Origin of the sequence: Burkholderia sp. 9120, assembly GCF_000745015.1 — a bacterium.
In the GTDB taxonomy this organism is placed as follows: Bacteria; Pseudomonadota; Gammaproteobacteria; order Burkholderiales; family Burkholderiaceae; genus Paraburkholderia.
The window spans coordinates 190574-216970 of sequence record NZ_JQNA01000002.1 but is presented as its reverse complement, the minus strand read 5'-3'; the positions used below and the strand labels follow the sequence as shown (position 1 = coordinate 216970).

Annotated in this window: 23 protein-coding genes; 20 read left to right on the top strand and 3 right to left on the bottom strand. The window is 62.9% G+C overall.

Features of this window, described 5'->3' with window-relative positions; translation table 11 throughout:
* Nucleotides 1–40 precede the first annotated feature (40 nt).
* The 3 genes from FA94_RS09325 to FA94_RS09315 are packed head-to-tail and all read left to right on the top strand — an operon-like array spanning nucleotide 41 to nucleotide 3838.
* On the top strand, nucleotides 41–1279 hold the full coding sequence (locus FA94_RS09325; RefSeq protein WP_035549984.1) for an SfnB family sulfur acquisition oxidoreductase: 1239 nt from the start codon (nucleotides 41–43) through the stop codon (nucleotides 1277–1279).
* Nucleotides 1280–1316: 37 nt separating this feature from the next.
* Nucleotides 1317–2699, top strand: coding sequence for an LLM class flavin-dependent oxidoreductase (locus FA94_RS09320; protein ID WP_035549983.1), 1383 nt, complete (start codon nucleotides 1317–1319; stop codon nucleotides 2697–2699).
* A 50-nt stretch (nucleotides 2700–2749) separates the two neighbouring features.
* The gene (locus FA94_RS09315) at nucleotides 2750–3838 is read left to right on the top strand and encodes a substrate-binding domain-containing protein (RefSeq protein WP_035549981.1); all 1089 of its coding nucleotides are present in this window, start codon (nucleotides 2750–2752) and stop codon (nucleotides 3836–3838) included.
* A 17-nt stretch (nucleotides 3839–3855) separates the two neighbouring features.
* Here FA94_RS09315 and FA94_RS09310 read toward each other — a convergent pair whose 3' ends face one another.
* Complete coding sequence (locus FA94_RS09310; RefSeq protein WP_035561756.1) at nucleotides 3856–5133, bottom strand: acyl-CoA dehydrogenase family protein; 1278 nt, start codon at nucleotides 5131–5133, stop codon at nucleotides 3856–3858.
* Between the two features lie 295 nt (nucleotides 5134–5428).
* Here FA94_RS09310 and FA94_RS09305 point away from each other — a divergent pair, with 295 nt between their 5' ends.
* The 4 genes from FA94_RS09305 (at nucleotide 5429) to FA94_RS09290 (ending at nucleotide 9833) form a co-directional block, all read left to right on the top strand.
* A complete protein-coding gene (locus tag FA94_RS09305; RefSeq protein WP_408304600.1) occupies nucleotides 5429–6412 on the top strand; it encodes an aliphatic sulfonate ABC transporter substrate-binding protein in 984 nt (327 codons plus the stop codon).
* Nucleotides 6413–6618: 206 nt separating this feature from the next.
* Nucleotides 6619–7599, top strand: a complete 981-nt coding sequence (gene epsC / locus FA94_RS09300; RefSeq protein ID WP_035549978.1) for a serine O-acetyltransferase EpsC — start codon at nucleotides 6619–6621, stop codon at nucleotides 7597–7599.
* A gap of 187 nt (nucleotides 7600–7786) precedes the next feature.
* On the top strand, nucleotides 7787–8821 hold the full coding sequence (locus tag FA94_RS09295; protein WP_081935853.1) for a sulfonate ABC transporter substrate-binding protein: 1035 nt from the start codon (nucleotides 7787–7789) through the stop codon (nucleotides 8819–8821).
* A 256-nt stretch (nucleotides 8822–9077) separates the two neighbouring features.
* Complete coding sequence (locus tag FA94_RS09290; RefSeq protein ID WP_035549974.1) at nucleotides 9078–9833, top strand: SDR family NAD(P)-dependent oxidoreductase; 756 nt, start codon at nucleotides 9078–9080, stop codon at nucleotides 9831–9833.
* Between the two features lie 60 nt (nucleotides 9834–9893).
* On the opposite strand, the gene FA94_RS09285 is transcribed toward FA94_RS09290, so the two are convergent.
* On the bottom strand, nucleotides 9894–10772 hold the full coding sequence (locus FA94_RS09285) for a LysR substrate-binding domain-containing protein (protein WP_231584912.1): 879 nt from the start codon (nucleotides 10770–10772) through the stop codon (nucleotides 9894–9896).
* 240 nt (nucleotides 10773–11012) lie between these two features.
* Between FA94_RS09285 and FA94_RS09280 the strand changes: the two genes are divergently transcribed.
* From FA94_RS09280 to FA94_RS09270, 3 genes are all read left to right on the top strand, one after another.
* Nucleotides 11013–12149 (top strand): C45 family autoproteolytic acyltransferase/hydrolase, encoded by a 1137-nt coding sequence (locus FA94_RS09280; protein ID WP_035549968.1) that lies wholly within the window; start codon nucleotides 11013–11015, stop codon nucleotides 12147–12149.
* A gap of 188 nt (nucleotides 12150–12337) precedes the next feature.
* Nucleotides 12338–13090, top strand: a complete 753-nt coding sequence (locus tag FA94_RS09275; protein ID WP_081936331.1) for an alpha/beta hydrolase — start codon at nucleotides 12338–12340, stop codon at nucleotides 13088–13090.
* Nucleotides 13091–13094: 4 nt separating this feature from the next.
* On the top strand, nucleotides 13095–14462 hold the full coding sequence (locus FA94_RS09270; protein WP_051980503.1) for an MFS transporter: 1368 nt from the start codon (nucleotides 13095–13097) through the stop codon (nucleotides 14460–14462).
* Nucleotides 14463–14529: 67 nt separating this feature from the next.
* Here the strand turns inward: FA94_RS09270 and FA94_RS09265 are convergent, their stop codons facing one another.
* Complete coding sequence (locus FA94_RS09265) at nucleotides 14530–14988, bottom strand: zinc-finger-containing protein (RefSeq protein ID WP_035549964.1); 459 nt, start codon at nucleotides 14986–14988, stop codon at nucleotides 14530–14532.
* 309 nt (nucleotides 14989–15297) lie between these two features.
* Between FA94_RS09265 and FA94_RS09260 the strand changes: the two genes are divergently transcribed.
* From FA94_RS09260 to FA94_RS09215, 10 genes are all read left to right on the top strand, one after another.
* A complete protein-coding gene (locus tag FA94_RS09260) occupies nucleotides 15298–15885 on the top strand; it encodes a chromate transporter (protein WP_035549961.1) in 588 nt (195 codons plus the stop codon).
* Between the two features lie 33 nt (nucleotides 15886–15918).
* Nucleotides 15919–16455 carry a chromate transporter gene (locus FA94_RS09255; protein WP_035549959.1) on the top strand — a complete coding sequence of 179 codons (537 nt, stop codon included), beginning with the start codon at nucleotides 15919–15921 and terminating at the stop codon, nucleotides 16453–16455.
* A gap of 257 nt (nucleotides 16456–16712) precedes the next feature.
* Nucleotides 16713–17978 carry an ABC transporter substrate-binding protein gene (locus FA94_RS09250; protein WP_408304598.1) on the top strand — a complete coding sequence of 422 codons (1266 nt, stop codon included), beginning with the start codon at nucleotides 16713–16715 and terminating at the stop codon, nucleotides 17976–17978.
* A 111-nt stretch (nucleotides 17979–18089) separates the two neighbouring features.
* A complete protein-coding gene (locus FA94_RS09245; RefSeq protein ID WP_035549953.1) occupies nucleotides 18090–18968 on the top strand; it encodes a carbohydrate ABC transporter permease in 879 nt (292 codons plus the stop codon).
* Nucleotides 18956–19768 carry a carbohydrate ABC transporter permease gene (locus FA94_RS09240; RefSeq protein WP_035549951.1) on the top strand — a complete coding sequence of 271 codons (813 nt, stop codon included), beginning with the start codon at nucleotides 18956–18958 and terminating at the stop codon, nucleotides 19766–19768. The genes FA94_RS09245 and FA94_RS09240 overlap by 13 nt, the downstream gene beginning before the upstream one ends.
* Nucleotides 19769–19778: 10 nt before the next feature.
* Nucleotides 19779–20813 (top strand): NAD(P)-dependent alcohol dehydrogenase, encoded by a 1035-nt coding sequence (locus FA94_RS09235; RefSeq protein ID WP_035549949.1) that lies wholly within the window; start codon nucleotides 19779–19781, stop codon nucleotides 20811–20813.
* A gap of 3 nt (nucleotides 20814–20816) precedes the next feature.
* Complete coding sequence (locus FA94_RS09230; RefSeq protein ID WP_035549946.1) at nucleotides 20817–21992, top strand: ABC transporter ATP-binding protein; 1176 nt, start codon at nucleotides 20817–20819, stop codon at nucleotides 21990–21992.
* A 42-nt stretch (nucleotides 21993–22034) separates the two neighbouring features.
* Complete coding sequence (locus tag FA94_RS09225; protein WP_035549943.1) at nucleotides 22035–22913, top strand: AraC family transcriptional regulator; 879 nt, start codon at nucleotides 22035–22037, stop codon at nucleotides 22911–22913.
* A 56-nt stretch (nucleotides 22914–22969) separates the two neighbouring features.
* The gene (gene xylB / locus FA94_RS09220) at nucleotides 22970–24430 is read left to right on the top strand and encodes a xylulokinase (RefSeq protein WP_035549941.1); all 1461 of its coding nucleotides are present in this window, start codon (nucleotides 22970–22972) and stop codon (nucleotides 24428–24430) included.
* A 121-nt stretch (nucleotides 24431–24551) separates the two neighbouring features.
* Entirely contained in the window at nucleotides 24552–26390 is a 1839-nt protein-coding gene (locus FA94_RS09215) for a leukocidin family pore-forming toxin (protein WP_051980502.1), read from the top strand.
* The last annotated feature ends 7 nt before the right edge of the window (nucleotides 26391–26397 follow it).

The following is a 26397-nucleotide window of genomic DNA, read 5'->3' as shown; positions in this document are numbered from 1 at the left end:
CTGATAGATTGAGCGAACGGTCATTCAAACGGAGACTCCCATGGCAGAGGTTGACGAAGCGGCATCATCGAACACGCTCGACGTGAACCGGCAGGCGGTGCGTATCATCGCCGACGACGCGCAGGCGATCGCGGTCGCGCATGAACTCGCCGTTCGGCTCGCGCAAGGCGCGGCCACACGCGATAGCGAACGCCGCTTGCCGCACGAAGAGATCGACTGGTTCTCGCAATCGGGGTTATGGGCAATCACGGTGCCGAAAGCCTATGGCGGAGCGGGCGTGTCGTTCGTCACGCTGACCGAGGTCGTGAAGATCGTTGCGGCAGCGGATCCGTCGCTCGGACAGCTACCGCAGAATCATTTCGGTCTGGTCGATGTGATCGCGCTGACCGGATCGGAAGCGCAGAAGCAGTACTTTTTCGCGCAGGTGTTGAACGGCAAGCGCTTCGGCAACGGCTTTTCGGAGAAGGGCACGAAGAACGTACTCGACCTGAAAACCAGCGTAACGCGCGACGGCGACGATTACGTCGTGCAGGGCACCAAGTTTTATTCGACCGGTGCGTTATTCGCCGATTTCGTCCCGGTGCTGGGGCTCGACGCCGAACGCAAAGGCTGGCTCGCCTACATTCCGAAGGGCACGCCGGGACTGACCGTGATCGACGACTGGTCGGGTTTCGGTCAACGCACCACGGCCAGCGGCACGGTGGTGCTGGACCACGTGCGCGTGCCGGCTTCGCATGTGTTGCCGGCGCACCGCGTGTCCGATTTCCCGACGCTCAACGGGCCGGTCTCGCAGATCATCCAGGCCGCTATCGACGCCGGCATCGCAAAAGCCGCGCTCGACGATACGCTCACGTTCGTGCGTTCGCGCTCGCGGCCATGGATCGACAGCGGCGTCGAGCGCGCCAGCGACGATCCGCTGACCGTGCGCGAGATCGGCCATCTGCATATTCAACTGCACGCCGCCGAGGCCTTGCTCGAACGGGCCGCGCGCGTGATCGACGTAATCGCCGCGCAAGCTGAAACGAGCGAGGACGACGTGGCGCGCGCTTCGGTCGCGGTCGGCGAAGCCAAAGTATTGACCACGGAAGTCGCGCTGCTCGCCGGTGAAAAACTGTTCGAACTGGCCGGCACCCAATCGACGCTCGCCGAACACAATCTCGACCGCCATTGGCGTAACGCCCGCGTCCACACGTTGCACGACCCCGTGCGGTGGAAGTACCACCTCGTCGGCAACTACTACCTGAACGGCGTCAAGCCGGCGCGCCATCCGTGGAATTGACGCGGTTCCCACGTCACACCTTCAAACACACACCATCATGGCCAGAGAAATCCGCCTCAACGCGTTCGACATGAACTGCGTGGGCCATCAGTCGCCGGGCTTATGGGCGCATCCACGCGACATGTCGTGGCGTTACCGGCAACTCGACTATTGGACCGACCTCGCGAAGCTGCTTGAACGCGGCAAGTTCGACGGCCTGTTTATCGCCGACGTGCTGGGCATTTACGACGTCTTCAACGGCAATGGCGACGCCGCGATCCGCCAGGCCGCGCAAGTGCCGGTCAACGATCCGATCCTGCTGGTCTCGGCGATGGCGAACGTGACCGAGCATCTCGGCTTCGGCGTGACCTGTTCGCTGTCGTATGAGCATCCGTATCCGTTCGCGCGACGCATGTCGACGCTCGATCATCTGACCAACGGCCGGGTCGGCTGGAATATCGTCACGTCGTACCTGGATAGCGCCGCGCGCAATATCGGTCTGCCGGCGCAAGCCAGTCACGACGATCGCTATGCGCTTGCCGAAGATTACCTGGAAGTCTGCTACAAGCTGTGGGAAGCCTCGTGGGAAGACGATGCGGTCGTGCGCGATACCGCGCGGCACGTGTTCACCGAGCCGTCGAAGGTGCATCCGATCAATCATCGCGGGCCGTTTTTCGACGTACCCGGCATTCATCTCTGCGAGCCGTCGCCGCAGCGCACGCCGGTGCTTTATCAGGCCGGCGCGTCCAAACGCGGCAAGGATTTCGCCGCGCAGCACGCCGAGTGCATCTTTATCGCCGCGCCGTCGCGCACGATTCTGAAAAGCTTCGTCGCCGATATCCGCGCCCGTGTGAAGTCGTTCGGCCGCGATCCGCACGACGTGCTGATTTTTAACCTGCACACCGTGATCACCGGCAAGACTTCGGCGGAAGCGCACGCGAAACACGCCGACTATCGCCGCTATACCAGCGACGAAGGCGCGCTCGCGCTGATGTCCGGCTGGACCGGCATCGATCTGTCGAAGTACGACCTCGACGAGCCGTTGCGCTATGTCGAGAGCAATGCGGTGCAGTCGGCGGTGGAGGCGCTCTCCAGCGCGGACCCCACGCGGGTTTGGACCGTGCGCGAGATCGCCAGGTGGGGCGGCATTGGCGGACTCGGGCCGCTCTCGGTGGGCAGCCCGCAGGAGATCGCCGACGAATTGCAGTCGTGGGTCGAGGAGACCGACGTGGATGGTTTCAATCTCGCCTATGCGTTGACGCACGAGAGCTTTACGGACTTCGTCGATCTGGTCGTGCCGGAATTGCAGCGGCGCGGTGTCTACAAGACGGATTACGCCAGCGGCTCGCTGCGCGAAAAACTGCATGGCAAGGGGCCACGGCTCGCCGAACCGCATCCGGGCGCGGCCTATCGCGTGCGAACGCCTGCGCATGCCGGCTAGCATCGGCTCGTTCACAAATAAAACGTCGCTTAACCGGTTGGAGATCATTGATGAGATCGTTGCTTCGTCGCAGGCTGAATGTGAAACTCAAGTTGGCTACGCTCGCTGTTCTGGCGGCTACGGTCGCGGCGAGTGCCGCCGTTGCCGTTACCACCACCGCGCAGGCCGCGCCGCTCAAGGGCGCGCCCGCGCCGTTCGACAAAGGCGGCGTGAAGGTTGCGCTCGTCAACTATCTGTCCACGGGCGATTTCTTCCAGGCCTATGAAGCCGGCGCGCAGAAGCAGGCGAAAGCGCTCGGCATCGATCTGCGCATTTACGAAGGCCGGCAGGATGCCGCCGAACAGCGCGAACAGATCCAGCAGGCGATCAGCCTGGGCGTGTCGGCGATCATCGTGAATCACGGCTTGCCCGAGTCGCTGAAGGACGTCGTGCAGCGCGCATTGGACAAGGGCATCAAGGTCGTCGCGTTCGACGTCGATCTCGGCAATCCGAAAGTGCCGCAGATCGAACAGAGCGATCGCGATCTGGCGTCGCTGCTGCTCGATCAGGCCGTCAAGGACAATGGCGACGGCTTCGCCGCCGGCTATGTCTACGTGGCCGGCTTCGCGCCGCTCGACCGGCGCGACGCGGTGTGGCGCGACTTCAAGGCCGCGCATCCGAAGGTGCAGGAAAAAGCGCGCTGGGGCACGGTTGACAATCCGATCGCGCAATCGGTGGCGAATCAGGCGGCCGCTGCGTATCGCGCGCATCCTGACATTCGCGTGGTGTTCGCGCCTTATGACGAGTTCGCGCGCGGCGCGAAGCTTGCCGCGGACGAAGCGAACCTGTCGTCGAAATTGCGCATTTACAGCGCCGACATCTCGACCTCCGACATCGAAGCGATCCGCGCGCCGAACAGCGCCTGGGTCGCGACGGCGGCGACCAATCCGGCGGTGGTCGGCGCGGTGTCGGTGCGTGCCGCTGCGTTGTTGCTGGCGGGGCAGGAGCCCGCGCATCGGATCGTCGTCAAGCCGACGCTAATCACGCGCGACGACCTGGTGAAGAACAACATCCGAACGATTGCCGAACTGGGTGAGAAATTCCCGGCGTTCCGTTCGAGCGATGCGGCTACGGCAGGGTGGATTCCGACGGCGGAGTAAGCGTCAACGACGGCGGCTTACGCTTCAGACTGGTTCGCGTCTTTCTTGTGCGCCAGGCTGAAGCGTTCGCTCGGCGGCGTGCCGTTCAGATGAAACGCGCCGATGGCCTGCTCGCGCTGGATCGCCGGGTTATGCGACGAGATCACGCGTGCATTGCGCCAATGGCGATCGAGCCGCAGCCGCTCACTCGTCGCCGACGCGCCGCCTACTTCGAACAGCAGCGTGGTCGCTTCGAGCACTTGCGCGATCACGATCTGTTGCGCCTGGTAGGCTTCGATGTCGAGCGCGATGTAGGTCGCTTCAGTCGCGAGGCCGGCCGCGCGTGCCTGCGAGGCACGTTCCAGACTTTCCGCAAGTGCATTCACCAGGCTTGCCGCCGAATAGCTCAAGCTCGCCAGCCGGCCGATCACGCGCTGCACGAGCGGGTTGTCGCGCGGACTCGATTTGCCGGGCACGCCGAATGTGCGGGTATGCGCACGCGCGAAGGCGATCGCATCGCGCAGCGCGGCACGGGCAATGCCGGCCAGCGTCGCGAGGTGCACGTTCTGATAGAACGCGATCTGGAAAGTATCGTGCTGCGGTTCCGATAAACGATGCCGCAGCAGGATCTGTTCTTCCGGGACTTCGACGTTATCGAAACGCGTTGTGCCACTCGCGGTGAGGCGCTGGCCGAAGCCGTCCCAGTCGTCGATACGGTTCACCCCTGGCGCGTCGCCGCGCACCATCAGATTGACGTCGTATTCGCCGTCGTGCGCGTTGACGTTGATCCAGTCGGCGTACAGCGAACCGGTGCTGTAGTACTTCTCGCCGTTCAGGCGCCAGCGTTGGCTGTCGTGCGGATCGCGGGTGAGAGTGACGGAGTTGTGTGTCGACGCCGTGCGCTCCGACAACGCGGCGCCGACCAGTTCGCCGTTCGCCACGCGGGTGAGCCAACGCGCGCGGATCGCCTCGTCGCTATCTTCGAGACGGTTTTCGATGAAGCCGAAATTGAGCCGCAGAATTTGCGGCAGATTCGAGTCGGCTGCACCGAGACTGATCAGCAGACGGAAGAATTGCGGCAGCGTGACGCCGCCACCGCCATAACGTTGCGGCACGCGCAGCGCGGGGAAGCCGGCTTCGCGCAACCACTGCACGGCTTCATAAGCGAGTTCGCGATGCTGCTCGCGTGCCACGGCGCCTGCGGCGATGCGTTCGAAGACGTCGGCGAAACGGGCCTGCAAGGCGGCGTCGCGGTCGCCGTCGGCGTGCGATGCGGGGATAAGCGCGTCGAGATGCTGCTGCGGGAGGGTCGTCATGCTGAGCGAAGGAGGGTCGTGGCAACGCGTAAACATAAGCATGGCGAGCGGAATGAACAAACAACGAAACGCCATATGAATATCTCGATCCGATACGCGACGTTGATCCTCGCCGTTATCCGCGTACCTGCTAAGCATAGTTAAAACGCTCGTTTATCCGGGCGATCCGGCGTTGTTAGGATCGGAGTTTCGTCGTAGACACTGACTGGATATTCGCGCCGTGACCCTCTCCATTTTTCGTTCGCTTGCCCGCGCGGCCTTGGCCTCGCTGTTCGCCGTGAGCGTGAGCATGAGCATGAGCATGACCATGAGCGCCGCCCACGCGCAGACCGTTAAACCCATTGCCGCGCCGGTGAAACTGCGCATCGGCTATCAGAAGTCCTCGACGCTCATCACCATCCTCAAAGCGCGCGGCTCGCTCGAACAGGCATTGGCGCCGCTAGGCGTGACCATTACGTGGAACGAGTTCGCCAGCGGCTTGCCGTTGACCGAAGCGCTCAACGCCGACGCGGTCGACTTCAGCGCCGACGTGGCCGATACGGTGCCGGTGTTCGCGCAGGCCGCGCATGCCCGGTTCGTGTATGTCGCGCAGGAAGCGCCGTCGCCCGGCGCGCAGGCCATCATCGTGAAACGCGACGGGCCGCTGCATACGCTGGCGGATCTGAAGGGCCAGCGTATCGCGGTGACCAAGGCCGCAGGCAGCCACTATCTGCTACTCGCCGCGCTCGCCAAAGCCGGCCTCGCACCGGCGGACGTGCGCATCAGCTATCTGACGCCGGCCGATGGACGCGCCGCGTTCGAGCGCGGCAGCGTGGACGCCTGGATCACCTGGGACCCGTATGTCGCGTCGGTCGATAAAGCGCCGGACGTCCGCATTCTCGCCAACGGCGAAGGGCTCGCTTCGTATCAACGCTACTACCTGGCGTCGAGCAGTTTCGCTGCGGCGCATCCGGACGTTGTCGCCACGGTGTTCGCGCAACTGACGGCGGCGGGCGACTGGGTGCGCGCGCATCCGGACGACGCGGCGAAACTGCTTGCGCCGATCTGGGGACTCGATGCGGCGACGATCGAGCGCGCCAACGGTCGCCGCAGCTATGCGGTACGCGCTGTGGATACAAAAAATTTCGGCGAGCAGCAGAAGATCGCCGACACGTTCTATCGCGCGGGTTTGCTGCCCGCACCGGTCGACACGGCGACGGCGTTGCGCTGGAATTTCAGCACGAAGCGGGCCGAAGCCGCTTCGGCATCGACGACGGCGACAACGGCGTCGACCAATTAGGCCGCAGCGACCAAACCGATGCTTCTTTAGAAATCACAATAAATTGGTTCGGCTGCGGCGGGGTCTCTCGCATAGTGTCTCCTGATGGCGATAGGCGGTTGCTTTCGCCGCGGCGCCGGGAACGAACGGCGCGTCCACAGGCTGCCGTGGGTTCAGGACTGAAGCGTCCTTAAGGTCCACGTCGCACTTTACGGGGAGTAATCGCTGTGGCTGTGTTTGATGTCGACGAGATCGTCCTCGCGTTGCAGACGGTCCGCCAGCAATGGCGTGAAGTGCAGAAGCGCTCGCTCGAACCCGGCGGGCGCGAATTGCCGGGGCGTGAAGCGCTCGCGCAAATCATCGATACGCTCAAGGGCGTGCTGTTTCCAATGCGGCTCGGGCCGCCCGATCTGCGCCAGGAAAGCGAGAATTTCTATGTCGGTCACGCGCTCGACGCCGCGCTGCATGGGCTGTTGAGTCAGGCAAGGCTGGAACTGCACTACCGCAGCCGTCACGACCCGCCGCCCGCAGCGGTGATCGAGGCGCAGGCCGGCGTCGCCGTGCGCGCGTTCGCGGCGCGTCTGCCGGCGATCCGTAGTCTGCTCGACAGCGACGTGCTGGCGGCCTATCACGGCGATCCCGCCGCGGGCAGCGTCGACGAAGTCCTGCTGTGCTATCCCGGCGTGCTGGCGATGATCCACCATCGGCTCGCGCATGAACTGTATGGCCTGGGCTTGCCGCTGCTGGCGCGTATCGTCGCCGAACATGCGCATGCGCAGACCGGTATCGACATTCATCCAGGCGCGCGGATCGGCGCGGGCTTCTTCATCGATCATGGAACGGGTGTGGTGATCGGCGAGACGGCCATCATCGGCGAGCGGGTGCGCTTGTATCAGGCGGTTACGCTGGGCGCGAAGCGTTTTCCACGCGACGGGCAAGGGCATCTGACGAAAGGCCACGCGCGTCATCCGATCGTCGAGGACGATGTCGTGATCTATGCGGGCGCCACCATTCTCGGCCGCGTCACGCTCGGCCGCGGCTCGGTGATCGGCGGCAATGTGTGGCTCACACAGGACGTCGCGCCGGGTTCGCATGTCACGCAGGCCGTGTCGCGCAACGAAGGCACGAGTCCAGCGGTGGTGCATGAACTCACGCCTTCCTTTGCACGTAGCGTCGTGCAAGCGGTGGCGGCCGGCGCGCCACGATGAACGGACCGCTCGTGAGACGCATGCGCGTACTGTCCGGCTGGTCGCAGACGTAACTGCCCGGGTACGCCGGGCTCAACCGGGCAGGGCGGCAACCGTTCATAACCTTATGAACTTTGCTTGGTTGCCCGGCACGGTGCGAGCCGCTAACTTCAACGATTTAGCGTCCACCTCTCTACCTGGCAAACGTATGACATCCCGCGACCCGTTCCACCCTGATACCCTGGCCCTCACCGATCTGAACGAGCTGAGCGACCCGCGTCGGCGCACGCTGCTGAAGGCCGCCGCGGCCGGCGTGGCGAGTTTCGCCGCGGGCACGCTGTTGCCCTCGCAGCAGGCGCGGGCGCAAGCGCCGTCCAATGGCAAAACCTTGCGCATCGGCTTTCAGAAATACGGCAACTTCGTGGTGCTCAAAGCGCGCGGCACGCTGGAAAAACGCCTCGCCGCGCAGGGCGTGTCGGTGCAGTGGCTCGAATTCCCCGCGGGTCCGCAGCTTCTCGAAGGCTTGAACGCGGGCGCCGTGGATGTGGGCACGGTGGGCGAAACGCCACCGATCTTCGCGCAGGCCGCCGGCGTCGACTTCGTCTACCTCGGCAATGAGCCGCCCGCGCCGAAGGCCGAGGCGATCGTCGTGCCGCACGACTCGCCGATTCGCTCGGTCGCGGCATTGCGCGGCAAGAAGGTCGCGCTGAACCGCGGCTCGAACGTACACTTTTTGCTGGTCAAGGCCCTGCAGCAAGCCGGCTTGTCGTACACCGACATTCAGCCGGTCTATCTGACGCCGGCCGACGCGCGCGCCGCCTTCGTGCAGAACAGTATCGACGCCTGGGTGATCTGGGACCCGTATCTCGCCGCAGTGGAAAAGCAGGCCAACGCGCGCGTGATCGTCAATGGCGAAGGTCTGGTGCGCAACACGCAGTACTACGTCGCCGCGCGCAAATTCGCCGATACGCAGCCGCAGTTGCTACGCGAATTGCTGGCCGAACTCGATCAGGTCGACAAGTGGAGCCGCGATCATATTCCGGCGGTGGCGAGCCAGTTGTCGCCGCTCGTCGGACTCGACGCGCCGACGCTCGAACTGGCCTTGAATCGCAGCAGTTTTGGCGTGCAACCTATCGATGCCGCGACGCTCGATTATCAGCAGCAGATTGCCGATACGTTTAGCGAGCTGAAGCTGATTCCGAAGAAGCTGATCGTGTCGGATGCGAAATGGCGTGCTGCGTGACCTGACAGCCTGACGCTGACGCGACAAACGGCGCGTGGTCTTGCGTGAAACAGCAGTCTTGCCCGACAACGCGCGTCGACACGGCGCGCCGCTAACGTCACGCGAGCACCGCGCCGTTAGCGCGCCAGCAAGCTCGGCGCAGCGCGATTACACTGGCGCGATCTTCCTCGGGTCGGTGGCGTGTGCAGATGTCGCGTCAGCTTCGCCTCTGCGCATTCATGCGTCCCTCTGTCAAAGCGCCTCAATGGAGAACACCATGAGTGAAACGGTCGTATCGAACCCGGCGCCTGCGCGTCTTGCGTGGATCGCTGGCGTGGGGGCGAGCGCCGGACTCGGCGCTGCTTTGGCCCGTCGATTTGCGCGCGAAGGTTTCAGTGTGGCGATAACGGGCCGCTCGCATGAGCGTCTGGCGATCGTCGTCGACGAGATTCGTGCGGCTGGCGGTCAAGCGCAGGCGTTTCCCGGCGACGTCACCAGCGAGCGTGATCTGAATGCGATCGCACAGCAACTCGCGGCACAAGGCACGCTCGAAGTCGCGATTTTCAACGCGGCCGGCGCGACTCGTGCGCCGACGCTCGAACTCAGCGCGGAGCAGTTCGAGGCGGCCTGGCGCGTCACGACGTTAGGCGGCTTTCTGTTTGCCCGCGCGGCCCTGGAGCCTTTGCTCGCGGCCGGTCACGGTTCGTTGCTGTTCACCGGCGCGACGGCGGCGCTGCGCGGTCGGCCGCCGTTTGCCGCATTCGCGTCCGCGAAAGCCGGTCTGCGTTCGCTCACGCAAAGTCTCGCGCGCGAGTTCGGTCCACGCAATATTCACGTGGCGCATGTGGTGGTGGACGGCGGGATCGACGGCGAACGTCTGCGTACGTCCGCGCCGCAGCGGGTGGCCGAGCGCGGCGCAGACGGCCTGCTGAACCCCGACGAGATCGCCGACGCTTATTGGCATCTGCATCAGCAGGGGCGCACGGCGTGGTCGCAGGAAATCGATCTGCGGCCGTTCAACGAATCGTTCTGAGTTGATGGGCTGTTGAGCGGGAGGCGGAGCGCGTTACGGCGCACGGATAACGACGCACCCTCACTCCGCCAGCGCCGCGAGCAACTGGTTCTTGACGATCGCGGTGGCCAGCGGCTGCCGCCCAAACTCATACCAGCCGATGTGCCGGCGCCACGCCGTGCCGGGAATCGGCCTGACCGACAACAACGGATCGTCGTCCCACGCGGCATGCCGCAGACGCGGCACGATCGACACGCCCACGTTCTGCCGCACCAGGTCGGCAATCGCGGCGATCGAATTCATTTCCAGAATCGGCTTGACGTCGGCGCGCAAGCGCCGAAGCAGACTCGTGACATGCGAGCCGGTCAGCGACGACGTCTCGAAGCCGATAAACGGCAAACGCTTGAGCAGCGCGCTCACAGTCGCGTCGGCCGGCGCGCTCGCCGGATTGACCAGCAACACCAGCGGCTCATCGTAAAGACGCTCCCATAACTCGGGCAAGGTGGTCACGCGCGGTTCGCTGACGATCACCGCCGCATCGATTTCCCCCGCCCGCACCTGGCGCCCGAGTTGGGCGCTGTCGCCGTGCGCGAGGCGCACGTTCAAACGCGGATACGAGACCTTCAGGCGGATCACGTTGGCCGCCAGAAAGCCCATTGACGACACCGTCGAGCCGATCGTGATCGAGCCTTCCACGCTGAGCTCGTCCGCGACGCCGCGCAATAGCGAGTCGTACGCGGCCACGACCGCGCGTGCCTGCTCGATGATCGAACGGCCGGCGTCGTTCAACTGGATGCTGCGCCCGCTGCGGTCGAACAGTTGACGTTCGCACACGCGCTCCAGCGTGCGCATCTGCGCACCCACCGCCGCGTGCGTGAGCGCGATGCGGTCGGCGGCGGCCGCCATCGTGCCGTGCTTCTCGATGGCGAGAAACGTGCGCAGCATTCGAATTTCACTCATGCCGAATTCTCCTCAACAGCCTTCTGGACGTGCGTTCGGCGCACGAATTTCCCTCATCGGCCTACGCTGCATGATCGCACGAAACGAAAAAAATTCTTTCCTTTCGGTAAAGAAAATAACGCTTTTTATTTTATTTACGGCTCGTGAAAATCGTTGGGTCAGCCATCCAGTCGATGTCGTCAGCGCAAGGCCGCAGGCCGCGTGGCGGCGTCGCTCGCAGCCAGGGCGAGGAGTCCCAACATGTCGCAAACCCAAGCGTTTTCGCAATTTCCTTTTATCAGCGTGTCCGGCAAGCCGCACGAGCGCGGGGTGCAATACGGCCGCGCGGCCGCGGTGCGGGTGCGCCTGAGCGCGTCCCGTTACGGTCAGACGTTGCGCAATCTCGGCTATAGCGAGGCGTCGCAGACGGCGCTGATCCGCTCGCTCGAACAGGTGATCGGCGACTTCCAGCCGGCCTATCTGGACGAGATGCGCGGCATCGCCGAAGGCGCGGACGTGCCGTTCGAAGACATCGTGATGATCAACGCCCGCACCGAGGTGCTGGCCAAAGCGCGCGCCGAAATGGCGCTGCAAGCCGACGACGAAGACGGTTGCACGGGCGTGCTGGTGCTGCCGTCGCGGTCGTCGAACGGGCAATTGATCCATGCGCAAAACTGGGACTGGAAGGCCGACTGCGTCGATACCGGCATCGTCTTGCGCGTGCGCAACGACGACGGCCCCGACTTCCTGACCTTCGTCGAAGCCGGTGGCCTCGCGCGCAGCGGGCTCAACGCGGCGGGCGTGTCGATCACCGCGAACTATCTGGAGTCCGAGCGCGATTTCATGCAGATGGGCGTGCCGCTGTCGCTGCTGCGTCGCCGCGTGCTGGAAGAACCGGTGTTTTCGAACGCGTTGCGGGTGATCGCCACCACGCCGAAATCCTGTTCCAACAACATCATGCTCGGCATGGCCGAGGGCTTCGGCATCGATTTCGAATGCGCGCCGAACGAGGCGTTTCCGATCTATCCCGGCGACGATCAGTTGATCGTGCACGCGAACCACTGGGTCAGCCCGGTGGCGCGCACCAAATTGCTGGACACCGGTTGCGAGAGCTCGCCGGACAGCTATTACCGCGACTGGCGCGTGCGTCAGTTGCTGAACGCCACGCCGATGGTGGACCGCGACGCCGTCAAGGCCGCGCTGTTCGACGCGTTCGGCACGCCGTATTCGGTGTGTCGTCCGCCGCGTCCCGGCACGCGCCACACGATGACCGCGACCGTCGCGATGATCGTCATGCAGCCGGCCGCGGGCGAAATGGATGTCGCGCCGATGCCCGCGCTCAATCGCGTTTTCACGCGCTACAGCCTGCATCACGAGCCGCTCGCCGAGGTGGCTTGAGCGGTGGCTGTGGGCGTGGCACGGCTTGAAAGCCATATTTGAAAACCACATTTGAAAACGTCAGAGAGGAATGACAGATGTTCGATGCAGAGAAGCGCTCCGCACCCGGTCATGAAAAAGCGCAGGCGCTATACGACCTGGGTTCGACCACCGTGTACGCCAGCCGCCACGACGCGCGCTTTCCTTACGTGCTGTACGTGCCGCCCGAAGTCCTGACGCCCGGCAACGACGTGCAACTCGTGGTCGCGATGCACGGCACCGGCCGCCAGTTCACGCAATACCGCGACGCGTTCGCGCCGTTCGGCCGCTGGAACCGTTGCATCGTGCTGTGTCCGCTGTTTCCGGTGGGCGTGCGTGGTGACGGCGATCGCAATGGCTTCAAGCGTTTGATCGACGGCGATATCCGTTACGACCAGGTGCTGCTCGACATGGTCGGCGAAGTGGGCGAACGTTATGGCAAACGCTTCGAGCAGTTCGCGCTGTTCGGCTATTCGGGCGGCGGGCAGTACGTGAACCGCTTTGCGTACGCGCACCCGGAGCGGCTGTGGGCCGCGTCGATCGGTGCGCCGGGCAACGTCACCGTGCTCGATCACACGAAAGACTGGTGGTTAGGCCTGGGCGGTTTCGAACGCCACTTCGGCAAGCCGTTCGATCTGGCCGCGTTGCAGCGTGTGCCGGTGCAAATGATCGTCGGCCGCGCGGATCTGGAGACCTGGGAAATCACCGTGCCCGAAGACAGCGCGATGTACCTGCCGGGTATCAACGACGCCGGCGCCACGCGTCCGGAACGGTTGCGCACGCTGCAGGCGTCGTTCGAAGCCGCCGGTGTCCGCGTGCGTTTCGATGAGCTGGCCAATATCGCCCACAACGGCATGCAGGTCGTCGACGTGGTTCAGGATTTCTTCGCACAGACGTTGCGCACGCTGCGAGCCGGAGATTAAACCCATGCACACCCCAAGCGATCCGGCCAGGCTCTGGAAAACCATCGTGTCGACCGTAATCGGCGGCACGTTCGAGTGGTTCGACTTCATGGTGTACTCGTATTTTTCGAGCATGATCGCGCGGGTGTTTTTTCCCACCGTCGATCGTAGCGGCGCCTTGCTGCTGACCTTCGCGACGTTCGCGGTCGGCTTCCTGGTGCGTCCGCTCGGCGGTGTGCTGATGGGCATGGCCGCGGACCGCGTCGGACGGGTCAAGGTGCTGTCGTGGATCATGGTCCTGATGTCGGTGGGATCGCTGATACTGGGGCTGACGCCGGGGTACGCGACGCTGGGGCTGCTCGCGCCGCTGCTGGTGGTGATCGGCCGTCTGGTGCAGGGTTTCGCGGTGGGCGCGCAGTTCGCGCTGTCGTCGGTGACGATTTACGAGGTCGCGCCGCCCGGACGCAAGATGTTTTACGGCAGCTTCAATATGTTGTCGATCGGCGTCGCGGCGATGTTGTCGTCGGGCTGCAGCTACCTGCTGTCGAAACATTTGTCGCATGCGGATCTGACGGCGTGGGGCTGGCGTGTGCCGTTCCTGATCGGCGCGCTAGTTGGGCCGATCGGCTTCTATATTCGCCACCATGTCGACGAGTCGGACGAATTTCACCGCATGCAGGCGCGGCCCGCGGCACGCGCGCCGGTGAGAGAACGGATGCGCGACTTTGTGCGCGATAACGGCGACGCCGTGGTGTGCGCGATGGGCGTGATGATCGCCGGCACCTCGCTGAACTACGTGTGGAATGCGTATCTGCCGACCTATGCGCAGATGCAGTTGCATCTGTCGCTGAGTTCCTCGCTGCAAGGGGTGTTCGTCACGAGCATCGTGATGTGCGTGCTGTCGCCGGTGTTCGGCTTGCTGGCGGATCGTGTCGGCGCGTACCGGCTGTTTTTCTTCTTTATCGCGGGCTGGCTGATCTGCGTGTTTCCGCTGTTTGCGTACCTGCTGGCCGAGCCCACCGAGAGCAGTCTGATGGTCGTGCGACTGATCGGCATTCTGTTCCTGACGCTGCAGGGCGCCGCGCATCCGGGGATGCTGGTGAAGATTTTCACCGTGCAGGGGCGCTCCACCGGCGTGGCCATTTCGTACAACACGTCGGTCATGCTGTTCGGTGGGCTGGCGCCGTTTTATATCTCGCTGGTGGCGCACTTCACGGACGCGCGCTTCATTCCGCCGAGCTACCTGTTCGGCACCGGCGTGCTGGCGATCCTGCTGGTGCTCGGTACGCGTACCGGGCGGCGGGTGTTGCAGGCGGACCGGGAGGAACGTGGGCACGGCACGGCACACGAGGCGGGCATGCAGCGCGAAAATTCAACGGGCGACGCTGTTTAAGCCTGCTTGAACCCGGTGCCTGGGGTCGCCGTTTGGGCCTGTGCTTGAACCCGCTGCTTGAACCCGCTCAAGCGCGATCGTCCGGCGCCGCGGCGCGGCGCTGCGCGATGAAAGCCTCGACGTGGGCGATCGCCTGCTCGCATTGTTCCAGCGACAGATTATGGATCGACGCCGGCAGCGGATCGAACGCGAGTTGTTCTGCCACCCAGCGGATCGCCTTCGCGCGCGCTTCGAACGGATTCACCCGGTCACGCCGGATCTTGCCCGCGACCAACGGTTCGAGCACATCGTGCAGGCGGCTTTTGGCGTCGCGCAACGCGGTGTCGGCGAGCCGCCCGAGCGGCACGTTGCGCGTGCTGCGCGCGTGAATGCCGATCCACGCCTGACACGCGGCGCAGATCCACACCGGGCCGTGATCGTCACGATACGGATAGCTCTCGTCCCCGCTGCGCGCGAGCACGGCACGCGTGCCGCAGTAATCGCAATCGGGTTGGGGAAGGGCTTTGACGGGGCGGCCTACACGCAAGACTTGGTTCTCCGGTTGAGTTGACGGGTGGGAGTTCGCGGGTTTAGGCCCGTGGGTTTAGACCTGCGAGTTTAGACCTGCATTCCCGCGATTTTAACGGGCTTGGCGCCGCCCATGCCCAGAATCCAATCTGCGGCCGGCAGCCCTGCGTGTGAGCGTGTGCGGATATGATTCAATCAATCCGCGTCGTTGGGAGGCAACGACGTCTCAAACTTTCACCCGCCTTGCAAAGCGCGTAGGGAGAAGACCTTGGTCAAAGGTACAGAAGATACAGACGGAACTGACGGGTATGAAGCACACGGCCCGGCCGTGAAGCGCGAAACCCTCGCGTCACGCAAGGGTCCATCGTCCGGCGACGTGAGCGCGCTCGGGCTCTTCCTGATTTTTACCCGCATCGGACTGACGAGTTTCGGCGGCGGCCTGAGCGGCTGGTTCCTGCGTGAGTTCGTGCAGGACCGGCAGTGGCTGACCGAAGAGGAATTTCTCGACGGCCTTGCGTTGTCGCAGGCGCTGCCGGGCGTCAACGTCAAGAATCTGGCCATCTGGATCGGCTATCGCCTGCTGGGCTGGCGCGGCGCGGTGGCCGGATTTTGCGGCATCGTGTTTCCGCCGGCGGTGACGATCGTGCTGCTCGGCGTGTTCTTCTCCGCGATCGCTTATCTGCCGCTCACGCATATCGCGCTGGCCGGCGCGGCGGCCGCGGCCATCGGGTTGTCCTTGAGCATGGCGATCACGGCGGCCCGCCGACTGCCGCGCCGGCTGTTTCCGTACCTCGTGCTGATCGCCACCTTTGCGGCGGCCGCGTTGTTCCGCGTGTCGCTCGTGTGGACCGTGCTGATCGCCGGTGCGCTGAGCGTCGGCTACGAATATCTCCGTTCGTCTCCGCAGCAGCAGTAACGAGCGTCCGCCAACTTTATCCCGCGCTATTCCGTGTCCAGAAATCTAGTCGCACTGTTCGCCGTATTCGCTCCGCTTTCGATCGTCACGGTCGGCGGCGGGCAGGGCATCATCGCCGAGGTTCAGCGGCAAGTCGTCGACGTGCATCACTGGATGACGCACGCGCAGTTCCTCAGCGACTTCGCGATCGCGCGACTCGCGCCGGGGCCGGCGTCGTTGCTGGCAACCTTGATCGGCTGGCAGGTGGGCGGTCTGGGCGGCGCACTCGTCGCGACGCTGGCCCTGTTCGGGCCGACGGCGTTCCTGATGTACGGCGTCGTGCATGTGTGGAACCGGCACGAAGGCGCGCGCTGGCTGAACGCATTGCAGGCCGGTTTGCGGCCGGTCGCCGCGGGTCTGATACTCGCGGCGGTCTACGTGCTGATGAAGGAACTCGACGGCGGCTGGATCGCCTGGCTCACCGCCGCGGGCGCCACCGTCCTCGTGATGAAGACGCGGATCAACGCGATCGTGTTGATCGCGGGCGGCGCCGCGTTGTTCGTCGCGGTGCATTACGCGGGTCTGCTGTAGTTGTCCTTGTGCTGCTTGTAGTTCGACAACCCCGCGCGTCGCTCACTCATCGGCGTCATTCCCCTCACTGACACATTTTGTGCAGCGCACCCAATGCGCGCGCAAAAAGTATCAGCGCTTTCCGCCTTTTGCAGTGGCTGGCCCCTGGCCCCGGCCACTACAGTTCTCATCACCGTACGCATGCTCTGCCGCCCAATGCAGCGCCCGTATGGCGATACCAAAGAACATTCCAAAAAGCGGAGACAAGAGTGAAATCCATTCATTGGTTGACAGCGTGCGCGGTGGTGGGCGCGAGCCTTCCCGTGCTGGCGACGGCGCAGACCTGCAACGTTCCAGTGCTCAAGGTGCTGGCGCAAAAGAGCCTCGGCCTGACGGTCATGGAGAAGTCGCTGCCCGATTATGAAAAGCGCAGCGGCACCAAGGTTGAAATCAATTACTTCGGCGAAAACGACCGGCGCTCCAAGTCGCGGCTGGATGCGTCGACCGGTGCGGGTTCCTACCAGATCTACTACGTCGACGAAGCGAACATCGCCGAGTTCGCGTCGGCCGGCTGGGTTGTCCCGCTCCTGAAGTACTACCCGAAAGACGCCGACTACGACGACTTCCTGCCGGGCCGGCGCGCGGTGGCGAGCTATCAGGGCGTCGCGTATTTTGCGCCGCTGATCGGCGGCGGCGACTTCCTGTTCTATCGTCGCGACCTGCTGGAGAAAGCGCATCTGCCGGTGCCGAAGACACTCGACGAACTCGTCGCCGACATCAAGAAGCTCAATGCGCCGCCGAACATGTATGGCTGGGTGGCGCGCGGGCAACGCGGCTCGGGCATGAACGTATGGCGCTGGGCACCGTTCATGCTCGCCGAGGGCGGCACGTGGACTGACAGGAACCAGGCGGCGGCCTTCAATTCGCCGGCCGCGGTGAAGGCCACGCTGCTGTATCGCGATCTCTTCAAATACGCGCCTCCTGGCGCGGCCACCTACGACTGGAGCAACGCGCTGGAAGCATTCCGCTCCGGCAAGGTCGCGTTCATGATCGAATCGACGCCGTTCGCCGACTGGATGGAAGACCCGACCAAATCGAGCGTGGCGGACAAGGTGGGCTACGTCAGGCCGCCCGCGCCGTTGCCGTCCGCCGCGTATGGACACGGCCTGGCGATTTCGTCGGTGGGCGCCAAGGACGAATGCACCCGCCAGGCCGCCGGCAAATTCATTGCCTGGGCGACCGGCAAGGACCAGGAGCAGGCCCGCCTGCGCGACAACGTCTTTAGCGACTACAACCGCACCAGCACGATCAAAAGCGATTACTTCCAGAAGCACGTCAAGCCGCAGATTCTCGCCGGCCTGAACGATACCAATCCGGTGACCAAGGTCACGATCTGGTCGAGCCCGCAGTGGCCCGATATCGGCGACAACCTCGGCATTGCGCTCGAGGAGATCTTCACCGGCACGCAGCCCGATGTTCAGGCCACCCTGAACGACGCCGTGCAGTACGCGCAGGACGCGATGGAGCACGGCGCGAAGAAGTAACGTGGCCGCCCCTGGCCGTGGCTTGCATGCCGCGCGCCGCTGGGGCACTGCAGATCGGATCGGGGTCGCGCGAACAGGGCTTCGTGCGTGACCTCGCTGTCGGAGACATCAATGTTCAATCGGGGCAAAACCAGCCTGCCGTTCGTATTTCTTGGACCGCCGCTTGCCGTGATGGCGGTCCTGGGTCTCGTGCCCACCATCGCCGCCATCAATCTCGCGCTGCGGAACCGCGTGCTGCGCTATCCGGACAGCGAGTACGTGTGGTTCCGCAATTTCGCGCGACTGTTTTCGGACCGGCGCTTCCTCAATTCGATCGAGGTCTCGGCGATCTGGGAAATCGTCACCGTGGTGGGCGCCGTCGCCGTCGGTGTACTGATTGCGATCTACCTGTTCGAACAGATTCACGGCCGGCTGCGCGGCGTCATTTCGCTGCTGCTGATCGTGCCGGTGCTGTTGCCGCGCGTGTCGGCGGCGTTTATCTGGAAATTCATGTATTCGCCGCTCACCGGCATTCTGAGCTGGTTGCTCGGGCTGCTCGGCATCGACAACACGGCCTTCCTGTCCGACCCGCACCTCGCGTTGTATGCGGTGGCGCTCGTCGACATCTGGCAATGGGGACTGTTTTTCGCGGTGGTCGTGCTGAAGCTGCTGGAGACGCTGCCGCCCGAACCGCTCGAAGCCGCGCGGCTCGATTACGCACGCACCTGGCAGGTCTACGCGTATATCGCGTTGCCCATGCTGAAGGTGCCGATCATGAGTCTGGTGTTCATCAAGATGGTCGAATCGCTGCGCTCGTTCGATCTGGTCTATGTGATGACCAAAGGCGGACCGGGCATCACCACGGAAACCCTCGACATGTACGCGTATTCGCAAGGAATCGGCTTGTCCGGGAAAGTGTCGTATGCGTCGAGTATGGCCGTGCTGATGATGGTGGCGACCACGCTGATTTTCACTTTCATCTGGAAGCGGGTGAACAAATGGGAAGACTGATTTCGCGCGGCGCTGCATGGTCGTTCGGCCTCGCGCTTGCGCTGGTGGCCGTGTTTCCGATCTTCTGGGCGTTCCTCAATTCGCTGAAGAACCTGCTCGACATCGTCACGCCGACGCCGCGTTTCATCTTTACGCCGACGCTCGACAACTACCGCCAGGTCGTGTCGAGCCCCGAGGTGCTGATCGGCCTGGGCAATAGTTTGTCGATCGTGGGCTTTGCGGTGCTGCTGGGAGCGTTGCTCGGTGTGCCTGCTGCTTATGTGATTGCGCGGTATCACGTGCCGGGCAAGCGCGACATTCAGTTCTTTCTGCTGTCGCTGCGGTTTTTGCCGCCGGTGGCGGTCGCGATTCCGTTGATTGCGATCTGGGTCGATCTGGGCTTGTACGACACCAAACTTTCGATGGTGGTGACGTATCTGCTGGTCACGCTGTCCACTATCACCTGGTTGTCGATCCCGGTGTTTCAGCGTCTGCCGCGTGAAGTCGAAGAGGCGGCCACGCTGGACGGCTACGGCCCGTACGGTGTGTTCTGGCGGATCGCGTTGCCGATCAGCGCGACCACGCTGATGGGCGGCATCGTGTTCAGCTTCGTGCTGGTCTGGAACGAACTGATGATCGCGCTCGCGCTGACCTCATCGAGAAGCGCGACGCTGCCGGTAGTGGCGTCCGCGTTCACGTCGCTCGGGCAGGAAGTGCCGTGGGGCGTGATCAACGCGTCCACGGTGCTGCGCGCGTTACCTCCGATTATTTTCGTCGGCGTGCTGAGCCGGCTGTTGAACTCAATGCTCAAAGGCAAGTAAGGAGAATGTTTTGAAAGCCCTCGTACTCGAAGAAGCGCGCCGGCTCGCGCTGCGCGATATCGATCTGCCGCTCGACGTCGGGCCTCGCGACGTCAGGATCAAGATTCATACGGTCGGCGTGTGCGGCAGCGACGTGCATTACTACACGCATGGGTGCATCGGTCCATTCAAGGTCGAAGCGCCGATGGTGCTCGGCCATGAAGCGTCCGGCACGGTGGTGGAAACCGGCAGCGAGGTCACGCATCTGCGGGTGGGCGACCGCGTCTGCATGGAGCCGGGCGTGCCGCAATTCGATTCGCCCGCGACGATGCGCGGTCTCTACAACCTGGACCCCGCCGTGCGCTTCTGGGCGACACCGCCGATTCACGGTTGCCTGACGCCTTATGTCGTGCATCCTGCGGCCTTCACGTTCCGGCTGCCGGACAATGTGTCGTTCGCGGAGGGCGCGATTGTCGAACCGTTGTCGATCGGCTTGCAGGCGGCGAAGAAGGCGGCCATGAAACCCGGCGACGTCGCCGTCGTGATCGGCGCTGGAACGATCGGCGCGATGACCGCACTGGCCGCGTTGGCGGGCGGCGCATCGCGCGTCATTCTCGCGGACGTGATCAAGGAAAAGCTCGCGCTGTTCGCCGGCAATCCGGCCGTGACCACCGTGAACGTACGCGAGCAGAAGCTGACCGACGTCGTTCAGGACGTCACCACAGGGTGGGGCGCCGACGTCGTGTTCGAAGCGAGCGGCAACGCGAAGGTCTACGACGACCTGTTCGATCTGCTTTGCCCGGGTGGCTGCGCGGTGCTGGTCGGCATGCCGGTGGATCGTGTGCCGCTCGACGTCGTTGCGATGCAGGCGAAAGAGGCGCGCCTCGAATCGGTGTTTCGTTACGCGAATGTGTTTCCGCGCGCGCTGGCGCTGATCAGCTCAGGCATGATCGACGTGAAGCCGTTCATCTCGCGCAAGTTCGCGTTCGCCGACGGTCTCAAGGCGTTCGAAGAGGCGGCGGCGGGGCACCCGAACGACGTCAAGATTCAGATCGAAATGGATTGAGCCATGGCTAAAATCGTTTGCAAAGGTCTGACGAAACAGTACGACGGCGGCCCGCCGGTGCTGCATCCGCTCGATATGGAAATCGACGACGGCGAGTTCGTCGTCCTGCTCGGGCCGTCCGGTTGCGGCAAGTCCACGATGCTGCGCATGATCGCGGGTCTCGAAGGCATCAGCGGCGGCGATCTGGCGATCGGCGAGACGGTCGTGAACGACTTGCCGGCGCGCGAGCGCAACGTCGCGATGGTGTTCCAGAACTACGCGCTGTATCCGCACATGACGGTGTACGACAACGTCGCGTTCGGTCTGCGCCGTCTCAAGGTGCCGGCCGCGGAGATCGATCGTCGCGTGCGTGAAGTGGCCGCGATGCTGAACCTCGACGCGTTGCTCGACCGCAAACCGCGCGCCATGTCGGGCGGCCAGCAGCAGCGCGCGGCGATCGCTCGCGCGATGATCAAAACGCCCGAGGTGTTTCTGTTCGACGAGCCGTTGTCCAATCTCGACGCAAAGTTGCGGGCGCAACTACGCGGCGATATCAAGCGTTTGCATCAGCGCCTGAAAACCACCACGGTGTACGTGACGCACGATCAACTCGAGGCCATGACGCTCGCCGACCGCGTGATCCTGATGCGCGGCGGACGGATCGAGCAGGCCGGTACGCCGTCCGATCTCTACCATTTTCCGCAGACATTGTTTGCCGCAGGCTTCATCGGCACACCGGCGATGAATCTCGTCGCTGGTGTGGTCGAACGACTCGGCGACACCTGTTTCGTCGATGTGCAGGGCGAGCGTTGGCCGCTTGCCGGTGCTCGTTTCGCCGGATTGCAGCGCGGCCAGGCGGTGAAGCTGGGGATCCGGCCGAACTATCTGAAGCTGGCGTCCGCCGAAGAAGAGGCCGGCATGCTCAGGCTGAGCGGAAACGTCGAATTGATCGAACTGCTGGGCGCGGAAGCACTCGTCACGTTCAATTTTGCCGGCGAGCGGATGGCCGCGCTGATACCGGCGAGCGACTTGCCGCAACGCGATAGCGTGGTAACGTTCGAGTTCAAAGTCGCCGACCTGCACGTTTTCGACGCCGGCACGGAGCAGAACGTTTCCTTGCCCGTTGCGCAGCGCAGCGCGCAAAAGTTCGGCGGTGCGCCGCGTCAGGATGCGGGCGTGCAGGGCGCGGCTTTGCACTGACAAAAAAGCGCGGCGTCGAGACGGCCGAGAAGGAGACACGGTATGAATCCAGACCTGGAGTTGGTGCACACGCGGCGCGACGAATCGTTTCGCGCGTGGGCGCACGATTACCCGCATACGGTGGCCAAATGGCACTTTCATCCGGAGTATGAGATTCATGTGATCCGGGCGTCGACCGGCAAGTTTTTTGTCGGCGATTTCATCGGCGATTTCGCGCCGGGCAACCTGGTGCTCACCGGACCGAATCTGCCGCATAACTGGATCAGCGAAGTGGGCGAGGGCGACGCCGTGCCGTGGCGCGACGTGGTGCTGCAGTTTTCGCGTGACGCGGTCGAGCGGATGGCGGCGGCGTTCACCGAACTGCATGCGATCGTCGGCCTGATCGACGACGCCGCGCGCGGCATTCAGTTTCCGGATGCCGTGGGTCTGGCGATTGCGCCGAAGATGCTGGAACTGGCCGTGTCGCACGGCTGCCGTCGCGTCGAACTGTTGATGTGGATCTTCGACCGCCTGTCGTCGTGCAGCGAGCGCAGGTTGCTCGCGGGGCCTTCGTACGATGTCAACGCGCATCGCTACATGCAGTCCACGATCAACCAGGTGCTCTCGTACATTCAGCAGAACCTCCCAGGCACGTTGCGCGAAGCGGATGTCGCCGAACTCGCCGGCATGAGCGTCAGCACGTTCACGCGCTTTTTCCGGCGGCACACCGGCTGCACGTTCGTGCAGTACCAGAACCGGTTGCGTATCAACGAGGCGTGTGAATTGCTGATGTGCTCCACGCTGAGCGTGACGGAGATCTGCTATCGCGTCGGCTTCAATAACCTGTCGAATTTCAATCGTCAATTCCTGGCAACGAAGGCGATGCCGCCGTCGAAATTTCGCACGCTGCATCAGCTCAACGAACACATGATCGCGGCTTGACCTTGCTCCTGTCTGCATGACATGACGGTTAGGCTGCCCAAACGAGGACGACACTCTTGACCTTCCTTGGCATCGACCTCGGCACCTCCGAGGTAAAAACACTCCTCACCGACGACGCGTCGACGACGATCGCCACCGGTAGCGCGCGACTCGAGGTCGAGCATATTCATCCGCATTGGTCCGAGCAGAGTCCGCAGGCGTGGTGGCATGCCACGCTCGATGCGATCGCACAGGTGCGGGCCGCCGATCCTGGCGCCTTTGCCGCGCTGCGCGGGATCGGTTTGTCCGGGCAGATGCATGGCGCGACCTTGCTCGATCGCGCGGGACAGGTGTTGCGTCCGGCGATTCTGTGGAACGACACCCGTGCGTTTGCCGAGTGTGTGGAACTCGAAGCGCTGGTGCCCGAATCGCGTTCGATCACCGGCAATCTGGCGATGCCGGGTTTCACCGCGCCGAAATTGCTGTGGCTGTCGAAGTACGAACCGGCCGTGTTTCGCGCCGCGCACAAGGTGCTGCTGCCGAAGGATTACGTGGCGTGGCGGCTCAGCGGCGAATTCGTCTCCGACATGTCCGATGCGTCGGGCACGCTGTGGCTCGATGTTGCGAAACGCGACTGGTCGGACCGGATGCTCGCGGCGACCGGCTTGTCGCGCGAGCATATGCCGAGGCTGGTGGAAGGCAGCGACTCGGCCGCGCAGTTGCACGACGGCTTGCGGCGCGAATGGGGCATTGCGGGTTCGGTGACGCTGTGCGGCGGGGCGGGCGATAACGCGGCGAGCGCGATCGGCATGGGCGTCGCCGAGGCGGGCAGCGCGTTTCTGTCGTTGGGGACGTCGGGCGTATTGTTCGCCGGCACCGATCGGTTTGCACCGAATCCCGCGCAGGCGGTGCATGCGTTCTGTCATTGCTTGCCGGCGCGGTGGCATCAGATGAGTGTGATTCTGTCGGCGGCGTCGAGTCTGGCGTGGTTGTCCGAGTTGCTGGGGAAGGATGTCGCCGAACTGGTCAGTTGCGCGGAGAGGGCGGATGCGCAGAACGCGCCGTTGTTCTTGCCGTATCTGAGCGGTGAACGGACGCCGCACAACGATGCGAATGCCAAGGGCGTGTTCTGGGGCTTGACGGGCGCCCATGGTGACGCCGACCTCGCGTATAGCGTGATGGAAGGCGTGGCTTTCGCGATGGCCGACGGGTATGCGGCTCTGCAGGGCGCGGGGACTTCGCTGGAGACGGCGTCGTTTATTGGCGGCGGTTCGCGTAGCCGGTTTTGGGCGACGTTGTGCGCGACCGCGACGGGGGTGGCGATGCGGCGGCATCAGGGTGGCGATGTTGGCGCGGCGTTGGGGGCTGCGAGGTTGGCGCGGCTGGCGGTGACGAAGGAGAGCGTGGGGCTGGTTTGTACGGCGCCGGAGACGGTTGAGATTTGTGAGCCGGACGCCGCAAAGCGGACTTTGGCCGAGGATCGGCTTGCGCGGTATCGGCGGATTTACGCGGCGCTTAAGGACGAATTTGCGCGGTAGGCCGTCCACAAAAACGTTCGTTGGCCGCGTAAGCGCAATCCCGCGCCGCGGCAGTTTAGCGCTTCTCAGAAGCGCTACTTTGGCTAACTATCCTTCCTGACTTTGCGCGCCAGGAGGCGAGATGAAAGGAATCGGGACACCCCATCTATTCGCGGTTCCGTTATTGATCAGCGGACTCATTGCTCCCATGACCGGTGCAAATGGCATGGATATCGCCCGCTCGCCAGTCGCTGCGGTGTTTGAGCAATTCGACTCGCAGAACTTGGATGGCATAAGCTATATCGGCGGAGCAAATTCAGGCGATATCAGAAATTTGTCGCGCATCAGAAAAATGGTTCTGGAAGAAGGGCGACGGTATTTCGTTGACCTGGGCGGCCTGAGCGAATCTCAAAAGAAAAATATAAAGCAGGGCATTCAGACTAATCTTGGGGTAAGTTTTGAGTCGGATTGGCTGTTCATTGGACGGCATAAAAATAATCTGATTTTCACTCCACTGCGTAGTCTGGATGATGCCGCGCTAAGGGTCGCGGTGAATCGTGCAGACGAACCAGCAGCGTCAACTGCGTATGGACGGAACCCAAAGTCTGAGGATCAGGCGACGCTACCTCATGTGGCATTTTATGTTGATGTCAACCGCCCGATTCATGACTGGGAATGTACCTTTCCGAACTCGCATTTCTGGGAGAAAGGCAGTCGTACATTTTGTAATAACGGCAACATCTCGCTGGTTTATCGCGTCAATTTGATGCGCTCGCTGGCATTTGGCCTGGGAGGGTCGGCAACGCCGGACGCGAAACTGGTCAGAATCTCGCTCGACGAGCAGTCTGGCGGGGCAGGCATTCAACTCAACGATAGAAAACTGAGCTGGAGGGAAGCCTACACGGATCGTACCGTGGTGGATGGATGGACTGCCAGCCACTCAACGGATGCAATCGCAAAAGATTACAGGTTCACGATCGATGCTGTTGATGTTTCCGGAAATGATCAAAAAACCGCATCGATTCTCAAAACCTATCCCGCCTCGAACTTCAATGCCAACTTTGAACATACCGAAGTTTCTGGTTTTGAAATTGGAGTTGGCAGAGGGATAAAATCGACCAGAAGCGCGCCGAAGCTAAAGCTGGAACCTCAGTTTTCTTATCGTCAGGATCTGACGTTGAGTTATAAAACAGAGGACTATCGCGTCGTGAGGTCGTCGCCGGACTCAAGCAAAATTTCATTTATATGGGAGCGGCAGCAATATCCCACGGCTGAATCGCTTCTTAACGTCTCGACCAGTCCGGCCTGGGATAATCTGTACCCGATTGACTCTGAAAAAATTAGCGCACTGAGTTACCGGGGAATTACGCCGAATTTTGACGTCATCTACAGGGCCGCGCCTGCCGCGAAAGGCGTCACACGGTTTTACATAGACTCGTCCGTCAATATATGGGCAATCTATGACGCAATTTATCAGCATTTTTACGTAGTCGGCACGCACAAGTCGTATCAGGCCAAGGAGCAATGGCAGAAGTACCGACGAGTGTCGGAAATCGTACATTTCGACGTCGACTGGGATCATCCGGTTTTTACCGGAGGTCGTCCCGTCAACATTCAACTGGGTGACCAGAACAATTCCTGCATCGCGAATGGTCCGCAGGGTAAGGTGATCATTGAAGCTTGCGACCTCAAAAGTAACGCGCAGTCGTTTATTTACGATCAGTACGGCCGGTATGTCAGCGCTGCAAACGCCGGGCAATGCCTCGACGGCAACGACTTGACCTCATTTAAACCATGTGATGCAAGTTTGACTCAACGTTGGGAATGGAAGGATCCGGCGGACATGCTGGAGAACGAATATGTGGCGGGCAGTTTCCTCGCGCATGACATGGGTAGTAATCGGATGACGCTCGCCAGTCCTGGGGCGTCGAATGTAAGTACGAGGATGCTCACGAAGTTTACGGATATCTTCAGCGAGTAGATGGGGG